Origin of the sequence: Ureibacillus terrenus (assembly GCF_006569205.1) — a bacterium.
Classification (GTDB): Bacteria; Bacillota; Bacilli; order Bacillales_A; family Planococcaceae; genus Ureibacillus; species Ureibacillus terrenus.
In genome coordinates this window covers 36,459-50,594 of sequence record NZ_VIGD01000003.1, presented here as the reverse complement: position 1 = coordinate 50,594, position 14,136 = coordinate 36,459, and the positions used below count along the sequence as shown (strand labels likewise).

Sequence of the window (14,136 nt, the reverse complement as noted above, 5' to 3'; positions counted from 1 at the left end):
TTACATCAATCCTTTCAAGTAGATGAAGCTGAAGATGAAAATCCAGACAACATCCAGGAAGTGCCAGTAGAGAGAAAAGATGAAGGATTTGTTGGCTGTGCGGGCATTAATCCCGTCTTTCATCACCTGGATCAAGATGCACACCCCCCAAAAGAAGCCGAGGGTTACGTGGCCCCCGTGGGTTCCGAGCGTCGTCAGCAAGGCGGCGGTAAATCCGCTCGTTTGATAAGTGGCCCCCACATGATAATAATGTACAAATTCATTGATTTCGGCGGAAAGGAAGGCAACGCCGAGCAAAAGGGTGACTCCCAAAAAGGCGAGCATCGCTTTTTTGCGCCCGATTCTCATGGCATGGACTGCAAGACCGATGGTGAAGCTGCTTGTCAAAAGAATAAACGTTTCAAATAGCACTGGCCCGATTTCAAAGATTTCAGGCCCTGTAGGCCCGTTGCCTGTCCGGTTTTCCATGATGAAGTAGGCGGTGAAAAGCGTTGCGAACAACATGATTTCAGCGCCGAGAAAGATCCAGAATCCAAAAATGTTCAATTGGTTTTGTTGCGTACTGTATTCCAGAGGCTGCGTGTGATCGATTTTCATGAATTGGCACCTCCATACGTGCTTACGGCTGTTTTAATTTCCTCCGCAGATTCAAATTTGCTTTCCGTCGCTTTGATTTCTTCCACCGAAATGAGGCGTCCGTCATCTTTTTCAAAGGAACGTAGCACCATGCAGGCGAAAATGCCAATTAAGGAAACAATCGCCGGTATCCATAAGGAGAAGACGAACGAGAATCCGCAGATGAAGAAGATGACACCCATAATGAACGGCACGCCGCTGTAGTTTGGCATATGGATTTCTTCGATTTCCCCTTTGAACAATTCATGCCCATGTTTTTTCGCGTCCCAGAACGCTTCGCTGGAAGCCACATGCGGTGTGCGGGCAAAGTTGTATTCCGGCACCGGATTGTGAGTGGCCCATTCCAAAGAGCGGGCATTCCATGGATCGTCTCCAACGTTTCTTGGAGAGTGTTTGATACTATAAAAAATGTTATAGACAATGAGACAGAAGGCGATCGCCATCAAACCTGCACCGATGAATGCGACGAAGTTCAAAGGTCCGAAACCTGTCGCTTCAGAGTATGTGTACATACGGCGGGCTTGTCCGTTCAAGCCTGTGATGTACATCGGGAAGAAGGCGAGAACAAATCCAATGGATAAGAACCAGAAGCCCCATTTCCCAATCCGTTCATTTAACATAAAGCCAAACATTTTAGGCCAGTAGTACGTGAGTCCAGCCAGCATCGCGAAGACAACGCCCGGAATGATCGTGTTATGGAAGTGGGCGACCAAAAACATTGTATTGTGATATTGATAGTCCGCCGCTGACATGGCCAGCATGACTCCGGTCACGCCCCCGATGGTGAACAGTGGAATAAATCCGACTGAGTAAAGCATTGGAACGGTAAAACGGATTTTCCCTTTCCACATCGTGAGCAGCCAGTTGAAAATTTTCACTCCTGTCGGCACCGCAATCGCCATTGTGGAAATGGAGAAAATGCTGTTTGTGAGCGCGCCTTGACCCATTGTAAAGAAGTGGTGGGTCCAAACAAGGAATGATAGCAAAGAAATAATGACCATAGAGCCGACCATGGATTTGTAACCGTAAAGGTTTCGGCCGGAGAAAGTGGAAATCACTTCACTGTAGATCCCAAAGGCGGGCAAGATCAAGATGTACACTTCAGGGTGTCCCCAAACCCAGAAGAAGTTTGCCCAAAGCATGTCCATACCGCCATTTGTTGTCGTAAAGAAGTTTGTTGCAAACAAACGGTCGGTTGTTCCCATCAATAACGCGATGGTCAATACCGGGAAGGCAAAGATGATGATGACACATGCCATAAAGCTGGCCCATGTGAACATCGGCATTTTCATCAAGGTCATGCCAGGTGCGCGCATTTTTAAAATCGTCGTAATCATATTGATTCCGGTCATCAGGGAACCGATCCCGGAAATCTGAATGGCGATCATGTAATAGTTCGTTCCGACAGATTCACTGAATTCCGTGCCGGCAAGAGGGAAGTAGGATGTCCATCCTGCATCCGGTGAACCGCCAATGACGAAGGAAATGTTAAATAGCATCGCCCCGGCAGCAAATAACCAGAAGCTGATAGCGTTCAGTCTGGGGAACGCCACATCACGAGCCCCGATTTGCAATGGAACAATAAGGTTCATAAAAGCGAAGATGAACGGCATCGCCATAAAGATGATCATGACAATACCATGGGTTGAAAACACTTCATTGTAATGTTGAGGGTCAAGCAATTTATTATCCGGCATGGAAAGCTGTGCCCGTAACATGAGGGCATCCACTCCACCGCGGAAAAGCATCAGTAGCGCAGAGATTAAATACATCATCCCAATTTTTTTATGGTCCACTGTTGTCAACCATTCCCGCCATAGGTAACCCCATTTTTTAAAATAGGTCAACCCAATGATGATGGCGAGGGATACAACGACGATGGCTACCATGGATGCATAAATGGCCGGGTTTGGATTCGGCACCGCAAATCGTTCAAAAAATTCCATCGAATTTTCTCCTCTCAAAATATATTGCGAAAACTGCCAGATTCTAATTTATTCGTGAGCCGCATGTTCGGTATGCATTTCGCGTTCTTTTTCAGCATGCATTTTGTGTTCTTCCCCGGAATCCATTTCATCGTCGGAATGTTCATGCTCCGGTGCAGGAGAGAATCCCAGATGCGTTCCGGTGAAAGTCATTCTTCCAAGATGGCCTGGTTCCAATAATTGTTCAAACGTATCTTCCGTGAGGGGTTCAGCCGTTTCATGCACTTCATCCACCCACTCGTCAAATTTTGTTTGAGTCATGGCGGTAACGGTAAATGTATTTTCCGCAAAACCTTTACCACTAAAGTTTGCGTTCCGTCCCATATATTCCCCTGGCGTGTCCGCAGCCAAGTGGAGTGTCGTCACCATGTCCGCCATGGCATATTTTTGTCCGCCCAATTGCGGAATCCAGAAACTTGTAATCGGGCCAAACGAATAAAGTTTGAACTCGATTGGACGATCGGTTGGAATATACAGGTAGTTCACCGTTTCGATATCCTGTTCAGGGTAGCTGAAATGCCATTTCCAGTTGGAGGATGAAGCGTAAATCACCAATGGTTCCTGATCTTCATATCCTTCCGGTGTCGACTCGACAATATAGTTGCTTTTCACTGTGATAAAGGAAAGGATGGCGACAATAATAATTGGAACTCCAATAAGAATTCCCTCTAAAATCGGATTTCCCTCAATATGAGGGGGTTCATAATCGTCAGGCAGTCTGGATGCACGATATTTGACAAGCATGTATACAAGTAAAACCATCACGACAATGACAATAAACGCCATAATACCAATGGAGATCATAATATCGCTTGCTTGCCGTTCCGCTTGTGGCCCTTTTGGATCCAACACTAATAAAGGTTCACAACCGCTAAGGAAGACGACAAGCATGGAAAGTAACAACAGTAGTGTTCCTTTGAGTTTCATTGAAGTGCTCCTTTCGATGGTCAAAAAGAAAAACCCTTTTCGACGTCCTAAAATATGTTTGACTCAATAATATATCAAAATAAAAAAATAAAAAGCGTTTACACTATGCAAATAGTAATAATTCATAAAATGGACAATAATTGTTTCATAATTTGTCGATAAATCTCCATACATCAACCAATAAACCCATCCATGCATGTGATTGACATAAAATTTGGAATATATTATTTAAAAATAATTTTATCACGAGCGATGTCCAGGGATGGAAGCGAAAATGGGGCCGCCATTTGCATCAAGTGACTTCATATTGTACATGCCCATCAAAATTTCTATATAATAAAGAATGGAATTCTATATTGAAAGAGAAGATGAAATCGATGAGTCATTTGATAGTTTCGAATTTGACGAAAACAGTAGGGGATAAAACGTTATTTAAAAATGTGGAATTTACGATTTACGAGGGGGAGCGGGCCGGACTGATCGGCATCAACGGAACCGGAAAATCGACGCTGCTTTCCATTTTGGCGGGAGAGCAGGAAGCGGATTCCATCGAGATGGATCATCCGAACAAATATCGCATCGCCTACCTGCCGCAAAAACCGGTTTTTGAAGAAAATGTGACGGTACTGCAAGCGGTCTTTTCCGGAAACTCGCCGATTTTGCAGTTGAACCGGGAGTATGAGGAAGTCGTAAAAGAATTAAGCCTTCATCCGGAATCGGAAACGTTGCAAAACAAATTGTTCCAGCTCCAGCAGCGGATGGATGCGGAAAAGGCATGGGATGTCAATGCCCTTGCCAAACAGGCTTTGACGAAACTTGGCATTGATATGTTTGATGAGCAGGTCTCCAATTTATCCGGCGGCCAGCAAAAACGGGTCGCTTTGGCAAAGGTGCTGATCGAACCGGCGGACCTTTGTTTGCTGGACGAGCCGACCAACCATCTCGATGCGGAAGCGACGGAATGGCTGCAGGAGGCGATTCTCCGTTTGAAAGGGGCGGTGCTCTTTATTACCCATGACCGCTACTTCCTGGATGCCGTCGCGACACACATTTATGAACTCGCGGATCAGACCCTTTACCGACATAACGGAAACTATTCGGATTTTCTGGAAGCCCGGGCGATAAGGGAAGAAAACAAGCAGGCCACACAGGAGAAGCTGCGCAACCGCTACCGCAATGAATTGAAATGGATCCGCCGCGGCGCGAAGGCCAGAACGACGAAACAAAAAGCAAGAATCCAGCGCTTTGAAGAATTGGAAAAGAAACTCGAACAATATAGCGAAGATGATAAGCTTGAACTGGCGCCTTTATCCACAACCCGCCTGGGGAAAAAGGTGCTCGAAGGCGTCCATCTCTCAAAATCTTTCGGGGACCGCACGATATTGAAAGATTTTAATTTCCTCATCCAGCAGGGCGACCGCATCGGCATCGTCGGAGCGAACGGCTATGGAAAATCGACGCTGCTGAAAATATTGGCCGGGGAACTAAAGCCGGATGAGGGGGAAGTCATCACCGGGCCGACCGTCAAAATCGCCCATTTCCATCAAATCCTGCCGGAAATGAATGAAAACCAGCGGATGATCGAGTATGTCCGCGAAGCGTCCAACGAAATCACCGATACGGAAGGCTTCCGTTATTCCGCTTCCCAGATGCTGGAACGGTTTTTGTTTCCGCTCCACACCCATGGAACGCCGATCGGGAAATTATCCGGTGGCGAGCGGAAACGGCTTCATTTGTTGAAGCTTTTGATGGAACAGCCGAACGTTTTGCTGTTGGACGAGCCGACCAACGATCTGGATATTGAAACCCTTGGCGTGTTGGAAGACTTTATCGAACATTTTCCCGGCGTGGTCATCGCCATTTCCCACGACCGCTTCTTCCTGGACCGGATTGCGAAAAAGTTGTGGATTTTGGACGGAAAAGGGAATGTAGAGGTAAGTTATGATTTGTACACGGAATATTTGATGAAAAAGGCCGAAGCGGAAAAAAACGGGGAAAAAGAGGAAAAACAGGTCAAACCGAAGAAGGAAAAGCCGAAAAGCGAAAAGAAAAAATTGACGTACAAAGAACAGAAAGAATGGGAAACGATTGAGGGCATGATTGCGCAAGTGGAGCAGGAAATAATGGAAATCGAAGAACGGATGGCAAGTTGCGGTTCGGACTACGTGAAACTTCAGGAATATGCGGACAAATTGAACGAACTCAACGCGGAATATGAGCGGCTGATTGAACGGTGGTCATACTTGAACGATATCGTCAACGAAGGTAAATAGACAAAGTTTGGTGAAAAAGGAAAACGGAGGGAAAACATTGAAAATCGTAACAATCGAACCGACACCCAGCCCCAACACGATGAAAGTGGTGGTGGATGAAGAACTGCCTTTTGGCAAAAGCTTTAATTTTACAAAAGAAAATGTGCAGGAGGCTCCGGAAGAAATCCGCCAGATTTTGCGGATTGAAGGGGTCAAAGGCGTTTACCGCGTGGCGGACTTTTTGGCGGTGGAACGGAATCCGAAATACCAATGGGAATCCATTTTATCCCAGGTCCGCAATGCCCTTGGCGAAGAGGCGGAGAACGTGGAACAGGACCGGCAGACGCCGGACCATTACGGAGAAGTCTTTGTCCATGTGCAAATGTACAGGGGATTGCCATTGCAAATCAAAGTGTTCGATGCTTCCGGCGAACATCGGATTTCCACCGGGGAGCGCTTCATCAGGGCGTTTCAACAAATCAAAATCGACAAATCCGACGAAAACTATATTATGGAACGCAAATGGGCGGATTTCGGCGTGCGCTACGGCGACAAGGAAGAAATCGCCGAAAACGTCCTGAAGGAAATCGAAGCGACGTATCCCGAGGAGCGGGTTGCGAGGATAGTGGAAGCGGCCAACGCGAAAAAACCGGAAACGGTAAAACGAAGAAAAATCACGGTGGAAGAATTTGACGTGGACGATTGGAAAGAGCGCTTCCAGATGCTGTCCCAGATTCCGGATCCGGATTTGGAGGATTTGCCGCTTCTTGAAAAAGCGCTGGAAGATGAGCAAATGTCCATTCGGAGACTGGCGACGGTCTATTTGGGCATGATTGAAGATCGGGCGGTGGTGCCGCTATTGATCCGCGCGCTGAATGACAAAAGCCCGGCCGTCCGCCGCACAGCGGGGGACTGCATGAGCGACCTCGGGTTTGTGGAGTTTGAACCGGCGATGATGGAAGCGTTGAAGGACAAAAATAAACTTGTCCGTTGGCGCGCCGCGATGTTTTTGTACGAATCCGGAACGGAACGCGCCCTCCCCGCGCTTCGGGAAGCGGAAAACGATCCGGAATTTGAAGTGAGACTCCAGGTGAAAATGGCCATCGCCCGCATCGAACAGGGCGAAGAAGCAAAAGGCTCCGTCTGGAAGCAGATGATGGAGAGAAATAAGTAATGAAATAGGCTGATTGGAAAACAACTTTCCAATCAGCTTTTTTAATGGGTATTGGTATAAAAAACCGGTATTGAAACATGGACAAGTTTTGTGATTAAGAAAATGAGACAATGTGGAATAAATTGATAAAGGAGGTTTTTATTATTTTTTATGGATTTTTTGGGAAATTTGGGATTTTGGATTGAAATAAAGATTAGGGCATGTGGCCAATAGGGATGTCGCATGTCTTTTTATTTGTGCCTGTGTTGTTGTAAGATCACAAAAAAAGATAGCGGGAATGAAGGATTCCCACTACATGAATGGTAATGATTCAATTGAATTATTGGAAAGGAAAGTTTATGGCGGAATTTCCAAAGCGGACAATCAGTGGATCGATTGCCGCTTTGGAATATGTATCCCTTGATTGGCGGATGATGTTTTGATTATGGTGGAATGCGTATTTTGAAAATTGGCGAATTTTTATCATGTTTGCGGATTTCCTGCCAGACTTGGCAGAATTTTTTTAAAATTGATTCTGACTAAATTGTACTAAGATTTTGTTCAAAATGCAAGATGCTTCTAATGTTGGGGATTATGAAGTGATGATCGGAGAGGAGTGGCGTAATCGGCTAATTGGAGGAAAAGTAGGCTAACGGGAAATTGTTTTTTTGTTGGCAAGGATCGCCAAAATCGGGGAGATAATCGCCGAAGTAGAAAGGATAAATCGCCAATCTTCCAAAAATAATCGCCAAAAGGGGAAAAATGCACTTTGCATGGAAAGGAAAAAATCCTTTATTTCCCACATCCCCGAAAAAAAAACGCGACGATTCCCCGCCCAAAGGGAATCTTCGCTCCAGCCAAATGCCATTTAAAATCCAGTCACGAAGCAAAAAGCTTCTCTTACTGCGCCAGCTTCTCCTTCTTCCTCACCCGCGCATACCGTTTCGGCTTCAAGACCGTATAGAAAATGCCGCCAAACACCATCATAATCCCGACAGTCTGCAACAAGTCCGGTCTGAATCCAAGCAGCACCGTATCCAACAAAATGGCCACCACCGGATCGACGAACGTCAAGACGGACACAAGGATCGTCGGCAATTTGCGGATGCTGTCAAAAAATAAATAATACACAAATCCCGTATGGATAATGCCCGTTCCCAAAATAAAGAAAATATTCTTGGCAGACAAACCGTGGAACACCGAAAAATCGCACATCGGCCATAGCATCACGATGCCTACGATCGTCTGCAAAAATGTCGTGGCGTAAGGCGACAAGCCTTTCAATGTTTTGCTCAGTAACATCGTCATCGCATAACAGAGTGCCGATAAAACCGCCCAGACAAATCCGGAATTCATAAACGCTTCGACGGAATTTAAATGCTCCACTCCGATAATAAAAAGGGAGCCGACAAAACATACGAGGATGGCCGCAATATTTCCGGCCGTGATGCGTTCTTTCAAAAAAAGAACCCCTAAAATCAGCACGAAAATCGGCGCCATATTATAAATGGAGATTGCGACCGAAATGGACATTTCTTCAAATGCCTTAAACAAAAACACCCAGTTCAGCACGAGAAAAATCCCGCAAAGCAAAGTCCGGATGACTTCTTTCCGATTCCAGACTTCGTTCTTATGTCCACCCGTCGCAAACCACAGGCCTCCCAAAAACAAGGTGGCGCAAATGCAACGGACAAACACGAGCTCGATTGCGGGAATCCCCGCATTTTTCGTAAATAAACCGATGGAGCCGAAAATGGCCATGCTCGCGGCCAGTTTGATGATCGCTGATAAATTCACTGGACTTCCCCTCGAAACTGTCAGAATTATTGAGAAAAATCGGAAATAAAACAATATAAAATCTATTAAATAACATTTATGATAATTTCGCAATACTATTATAAATTACTATTGAGAAACGGAGCCTATTTGATATCTTTCTGTGATAGAATGTTGTAGTATGTAATTGATAGCATGTTATTAACATTTTCGATGATGAAAACGGTTACTTTTAGCGTTTAACGAAGAAAAGGAGATAGTTTCTGATGAATAAGAATATCCGCATCGAAAAAGATTTTTTGGGAGAAAAGGAGATTCCGGCAGAGGCATATTATGGGGTGCAAACGGCCCGTGCGACTGAAAACTTCCCGATTACGGGTTACCGCATCCATCCGGAATTGATCAAAGCTCTTGGCATTGTGAAAAAAGCAGCCGCGTTGGCCAATATGGAAGTCGGCTTATTGGATAAAGAAATTGGGCAATACATCGTCAAAGCCGCAGAAGAAGTGATCGAAGGCAAATGGAATGACCAATTTGTGGTGGATCCTATCCAGGGCGGGGCAGGAACTTCCATCAATATGAACGCGAATGAAGTGATTGCCAATCGCGCATTGGAATTGATGGGAGAAGAAAAAGGAAATTACTCCGTCATCAGTCCAAATTCGCACGTCAATATGTCCCAATCCACAAACGATGCGTTTCCGACTGCCACTCGCATCGCCGTGTTGAGTTTATTGGATCAGTTGATCGAAACAACAACAACTATGCAGCAGGCATTTTTGAAAAAGGCAGATGAATTCGCCGGCGTCATCAAAATGGGCAGAACCCACTTGCAGGATGCGGTGCCGATTCTGCTCGGACAAGAATTCGAGGCATATGCCAATGTGATTGCCCGCGACATTGAACGGATTTCCAATACGAAAAAACATTTATATGACATCAATATGGGAGCAACAGCGGTCGGCACGGGATTAAATGCCGATCCGAAATACATTGAAATCGTCACAAAACATTTAGTGGAATTGAGCGGCCATCCATTGAGAACGGCCAAACATTTGGTGGATGCGACGCAAAACACGGACTGTTATACTGAAGTTTCTTCGGCATTGAAGGTCTGCATGCTCAACATGTCCAAAATCGCCAACGACTTGCGCCTGATGGCATCCGGACCGCGCGCGGGACTTGCGGAAATCGTCCTTCCTGCCCGCCAGCCAGGTTCTTCCATCATGCCGGGCAAAGTGAATCCGGTCATGCCGGAAGTGGTGAACCAGGTGGCATTCCAGGTGTTCGGCAATGACGTGACGATTTCATCTGCGTCCGAAGCGGGCCAATTCGAATTGAACGTGATGGAACCGGTTCTATTCTTTAATTTGATTCAATCCATTTCCATCATGAACAATGTCTTCAAAGCCTTTACGGAATATTGCTTAAAAGGCATCCAGGCGAATGAAAAACGCATGAAGGAATACGTGGAAAAAAGCATTGGCATCATCACAGCCATCAACCCGCACGTCGGCTACGAAACGGCGGCCAAATTGGCGCGCGAAGCCTATCTCACAGGAGAATCCATCCGCGACCTCTGCATCAAATATGGCGTATTAACGGAAGAGCAATTAAATGAAATTTTAAATCCGTATGAAATGACGCATCCGGGCATTGCCGGGAAGCATTGATGGGTTTATAAGGAAAAGGAAGTTTAAATCGGAAAAGGGCACGAACTGATCGAGTTCCCGCCTACAATTTTCAAGGACATCACCAAATTCATTAAATGGGAAAAGGGCACGAGTTGATCGTGCCCTTTGTTTTTTTTGACGAAGGTTTTGGTGCCGGGGATGCTATCTGAATAAGAAAAAATTTGGATGACCAGATTGGGGTTCTAAGTGCCCGAGTAAAGGCTTTATCTGCCCAAGTTGAGGCTTTAAGTGCCCAAGGAGGATCTTTGTCTGCCCAAGTTGGAGCTTCAAGTGCCCAAGTAGAGGTTTTATCTGCCCAAGTTAGGAATTTAAGTGCCCGAATTGAAGCCTCATATACCCGAGCGGATTATCTAAGCGCCCAAGTAGAATCATTAAATGCCCAAGCTAAGGATATAAGTGCCCAAGTAGAGGTTTTATCTGCCCAAGTTAGGAATTTAAGTGCCCGAGTTGAAGCCTCATATGCCGAGCGGATTATCTAAGCGTCCAAGCAAGGACTCTAACTGCCCAAGGAGGATCATTAAATGCCCAAGATGAAGACTCATCTGCCCAAACCGAGGTTTCAAGCGCCCAAGTAGGAACACTATCTGCCTAAGTTGAGGCTCCGAGTGCCCAAGAAAGCTCTTTATTTGCCCAAGTCGAATCCTTATTCGCCCAAGTTGTATTCAAGCTGCATTCTTGTCTTTCCAAATTGCGGTTCATCCATATGCCCAAGCAGGAACTTTGCCCAGGTCAGACTATTATCTCCTCAATCCGATTCCATATCTCTCAAGCCAAATGAAAAAAGAGCGAATCCTCAACCGATCCGCTCTTTTTTCAAATCCTTAAAGGAAGTCCCCAAAGTTATAATATCCTAAGGAGGTCCCAAAATCTATTGTTTTTTCCTGAAAAGACGATTCAACCCAATCGCTTCCAAAATGGTAATCCGGATCACGATCTCCCTGCCCCGACATGAATCCTACGGAGCGGCGACTTCATTTTTCCTTGCGACTTCCTGCAAGAAGGAATCACGCTGTTCGGATGTCTGCTGTTCCCCATCAAGCAGCATGGCCCCCACCTTATAGCCGCTCAAATCCTTTTCCACAATGAATTGCAAATTGACCTTCGCCTTTTCTTGTCCATTCACCGGACAGGCTCCCTTGAACTCCACCACATGCTGGCGGTTGTTCGTTTTGAAAAAGATCCATTCCTCGTCTTTGCAATAGCCGTTTAACGCCTTCTCCAAATTCACGGATGAACCTTCCAAAGACGCTGCCTGAATATACGCTATATATTCATCGCCGTCGCTTGGGCGGTACATATACCAAAAGATTAAAAGAATGGACAAGGGAATAATCCATAAAACCGTTCTGTATGATATGTTCTGCATAAAACTCCCACCCCACTTTGCAAAAATATTATATCAATATTAGAACGGAATTTCTATAAAAATATTAAAAAATTCTCTATAAAACACAAAATATCTCGAAAAGTCATCAAAACAAAACGGTTCCGCCATCCATTTAATAGAAAAAACATTATAATAAACAATATAAAACTGCTTGAAACCGGGTGATCCAAAACATGAAACTCATCTTAACCGAAAAGCCGTCCGTGGCGAAAAACATTGCCGACGCCCTGCACATCAAAACGAAAAAAGAAGGGTATTTCGAAGGGAACGGATATATAATTACGTGGGCATATGGACACCTTTTTGAACTTTACGATGCAAAAGATTACGACCCGAAAATGAAGACGTGGAGAATGGAGTATTTTCCGTTCATCCCTTCAAACTTCCAATACAAAATCAAAACGGATCCCAAAAACAGCGCCAAAAAGCAGCTGCAAATCATCAAGAATCTCATGAACCGCCCGGATGTGGAAATGATCATTTCCGCCTGCGATTACGACCGGGAAGGGCAGCTGATCGGCGATACGATCATTTATCGGATGAATCCGAACAAGCCGGTATACTGCATGCTGCAAAATGAATGGACGCAGGAAGAAGTATTGAAAGGCCTCCAAAACATGATTCCAAACACCGACATGAGGCCGCTTTTGGATGCAGGGATTTGCCGGCAATGGGCGGATTGGGTCATCGGCATCAATTTGACGTCCGTCGCCACGCTGAAATACCAGAAAGGCTCCGGCAGCCCCTTGAACATCGGAAGGGTTCTGCTGCCGACGTTAAAAATCATCTACGACCGGGACAAGGAGATTGAACAATTCGTTCCGGAAGACTACTACAAACTGGAAGCCATTTTCCAAACGAAAGATGGAGAGACTTACAAAGGCACCTACCAGGAAAACGGGGAGGACAAGTTTAAAACAAAGGCGCAATTGGAAAGCATCCGACAAGCATTAACGGGACGGCCTGCCCGCGTGATCGAGAAAAAGGTCGAACGGAAGAAAGAATATCCCCCATATTTGTTCAACCTGACGAACCTTCAGGGATACATTACGGGGAAATACAAGGGCTGGACGTCCGACAAAGTGTTGAAGGTGGCCCAATCCCTTTACGAAAAGAAATACATCACCTATCCCCGCACGGCCAGCGTCGTGCTGGAAGAAAGTCTGGCGGAAAAAGCGAAAAGGGTGCTTGAAATCCTCAAAAAAGGACTGCCTTACGAAAATGAAATCGTCTTTTCCAAGAAGAAGCGCGTCTTTGACAACTCGAAAGTGGAAAGCCACAGCGCCATCATTCCGACTTATGTCAAACCGGCGTCTTTGACGAAAGATGAAGCCATCGTCTATGAAGCGATCAAAAACCGTTTCATCATGCAGTTTATGCCGCTTGCGGAACACGAAGAAACAAAAATTGCGACGAAAGTGGAACATGATGAGATTGCTGGAATATTTATATCAAGGGGCAGGGTGCAACTCGTGGAAGGATGGCGGAAGGTCGAAAACATCGCAACAAAGGATGCGATTCTTCCCCATGTGGAACTCCATGGCCAGGTGGCCGTCGCCGGCGCCGAGCTCACTTCCCATACAACCAAGCCGCCGAAGCACCATACGGAGAAAACGTTGCTGAAGGTGATGGAAACGTGCGGAAAGGGGAAGGGGCAGGATGAAGACAGCGACGAAATCATGGCCGGCATCCTGAGCGGCTTCAGCATCGGAACGCCGGCAACAAGGGCGGAAACAATCAAAAAATTGAAAACGGCGGGCTATATCACATCGAAAAATAAATATTTGATCTGTACAGAACTTGGAAGAAGATTGGTGGAAACCTTCCCGGTGAAAGAGCTGTTCGATTTGGACTTTACCGGCCGGCTGGAAAAAACCCTCGCCGATATCGAAAAACAAAAATTCAGACGGGATCAATTTCTGCAGTTCATTTTTGAATTCACGAAAAAAGCGGTACATACCATTCAACAAGAAAAAGACATCATTTTAAATGAAGCGCAAAAGAAATCCCATGAACCATTGGGAAAATGCCCGCTCTGCGGCCATGACGTCATTGAAGGGCAGAGAGGCTTCGGCTGCAGCAACTGGAAGAACGGATGCAAATTCGTCATTTGGAAAAACGATAAATTCCTCGCCGCCATGAAAAAGAAACCGACGAAAACGATGGTGAAGAAGCTGCTCAAAGATGGCAAAGTGCTTGTCAAAGGCCTGACAAGCAAGAAAGGGAACAAGTTTGACGCCCTATTGCGCTACGAAAAACAGCCGGACGGGGACTATTTCAGCTGGAAGATGGAATTTCCGGATGAAATAAAGCAAAAATAAGGGGA

The 14,136-nt window shown here is 45.8% G+C and carries 10 protein-coding genes; 5 read left to right on the top strand and 5 right to left on the bottom strand.

Annotated elements, in window-relative coordinates:
- Genes FKZ59_RS03210 through qoxA form a run of 3 tightly spaced genes read right to left on the bottom strand, consistent with a single transcriptional unit; the run spans position 1 to position 3,548 of the window.
- Positions 1-597 carry a cytochrome (ubi)quinol oxidase subunit III gene (locus FKZ59_RS03210; RefSeq protein ID WP_141601303.1) on the bottom strand — a complete coding sequence of 199 codons (597 nt, stop codon included), beginning with the start codon at positions 595-597 and terminating at the stop codon, positions 1-3.
- A complete protein-coding gene (qoxB, locus tag FKZ59_RS03205) occupies positions 594-2,582 on the bottom strand; it encodes a cytochrome aa3 quinol oxidase subunit I (RefSeq protein WP_141601302.1) in 1,989 nt (662 codons plus the stop codon). Before qoxB ends, FKZ59_RS03210 begins: the two co-directional genes overlap by 4 nt.
- 48 nt (positions 2,583-2,630) lie before the next feature.
- A complete protein-coding gene (gene qoxA, locus FKZ59_RS03200; RefSeq protein WP_141601301.1) occupies positions 2,631-3,548 on the bottom strand; it encodes a cytochrome aa3 quinol oxidase subunit II in 918 nt (305 codons plus the stop codon).
- Between the two features lie 377 nt (positions 3,549-3,925).
- Here qoxA and FKZ59_RS03195 point away from each other — a divergent pair, with 377 nt between their 5' ends.
- Positions 3,926-5,821, top strand: a complete 1,896-nt coding sequence (locus FKZ59_RS03195; protein ID WP_141601300.1) for an ABC-F family ATP-binding cassette domain-containing protein — start codon at positions 3,926-3,928, stop codon at positions 5,819-5,821.
- A 37-nt stretch (positions 5,822-5,858) separates the two neighbouring features.
- Positions 5,859-6,974, top strand: coding sequence for a conserved virulence factor C family protein (locus tag FKZ59_RS03190; RefSeq protein ID WP_141601299.1), 1,116 nt, complete (start codon positions 5,859-5,861; stop codon positions 6,972-6,974).
- A gap of 879 nt (positions 6,975-7,853) precedes the next feature.
- Here the strand turns inward: FKZ59_RS03190 and FKZ59_RS03185 are convergent.
- Positions 7,854-8,750 (bottom strand): DMT family transporter, encoded by an 897-nt coding sequence (locus tag FKZ59_RS03185; RefSeq protein WP_141601298.1) that lies wholly within the window; start codon positions 8,748-8,750, stop codon positions 7,854-7,856.
- 245 nt (positions 8,751-8,995) lie between these two features.
- On the opposite strand from FKZ59_RS03185, the gene aspA reads away from it, so the two are divergent.
- Together aspA and FKZ59_RS03175 are read left to right on the top strand one after the other, a co-directional pair.
- On the top strand, positions 8,996-10,402 hold the full coding sequence (gene aspA, locus FKZ59_RS03180) for an aspartate ammonia-lyase (protein WP_141601297.1): 1,407 nt from the start codon (positions 8,996-8,998) through the stop codon (positions 10,400-10,402).
- A gap of 182 nt (positions 10,403-10,584) precedes the next feature.
- Complete coding sequence (locus tag FKZ59_RS03175; protein WP_141601296.1) at positions 10,585-10,902, top strand: hypothetical protein; 318 nt, start codon at positions 10,585-10,587, stop codon at positions 10,900-10,902.
- A 476-nt stretch (positions 10,903-11,378) separates the two neighbouring features.
- On the opposite strand, the gene FKZ59_RS03170 is transcribed toward FKZ59_RS03175, so the two are convergent.
- A complete protein-coding gene (locus tag FKZ59_RS03170; RefSeq protein WP_141601295.1) occupies positions 11,379-11,789 on the bottom strand; it encodes a glucosamine 6-phosphate synthetase in 411 nt (136 codons plus the stop codon).
- 194 nt (positions 11,790-11,983) lie between these two features.
- On the opposite strand from FKZ59_RS03170, the gene FKZ59_RS03165 reads away from it, so the two are divergent.
- The gene (locus FKZ59_RS03165) at positions 11,984-14,131 is read left to right on the top strand and encodes a type IA DNA topoisomerase (RefSeq protein WP_141601294.1); all 2,148 of its coding nucleotides are present in this window, start codon (positions 11,984-11,986) and stop codon (positions 14,129-14,131) included.
- The last annotated feature ends 5 nt before the right edge of the window (positions 14,132-14,136 follow it).

What these genes read in the sequence shown, in the direction of transcription:
- FKZ59_RS03210 (WP_141601303.1), bottom strand. Translation starts at nt 597, where the DNA reads ATGAAAATCGATCACACGCAGCCTCTGGAATACAGTACGCAACAAAAC.
- qoxA (WP_141601301.1), bottom strand. Translation starts at nt 3,548, where the DNA reads ATGAAACTCAAAGGAACACTACTGTTGTTACTTTCCATGCTTGTCGTC.
- FKZ59_RS03195 (WP_141601300.1), top strand. Translation starts at nt 3,926, where the DNA reads ATGAGTCATTTGATAGTTTCGAATTTGACGAAAACAGTAGGGGATAAA.
- qoxB (WP_141601302.1), bottom strand. Translation starts at nt 2,582, where the DNA reads ATGGAATTTTTTGAACGATTTGCGGTGCCGAATCCAAACCCGGCCATT.
- FKZ59_RS03165 (WP_141601294.1), top strand. Translation starts at nt 11,984, where the DNA reads ATGAAACTCATCTTAACCGAAAAGCCGTCCGTGGCGAAAAACATTGCC.
- aspA (WP_141601297.1), top strand. Translation starts at nt 8,996, where the DNA reads ATGAATAAGAATATCCGCATCGAAAAAGATTTTTTGGGAGAAAAGGAG.
- FKZ59_RS03170 (WP_141601295.1), bottom strand. Translation starts at nt 11,789, where the DNA reads ATGCAGAACATATCATACAGAACGGTTTTATGGATTATTCCCTTGTCC.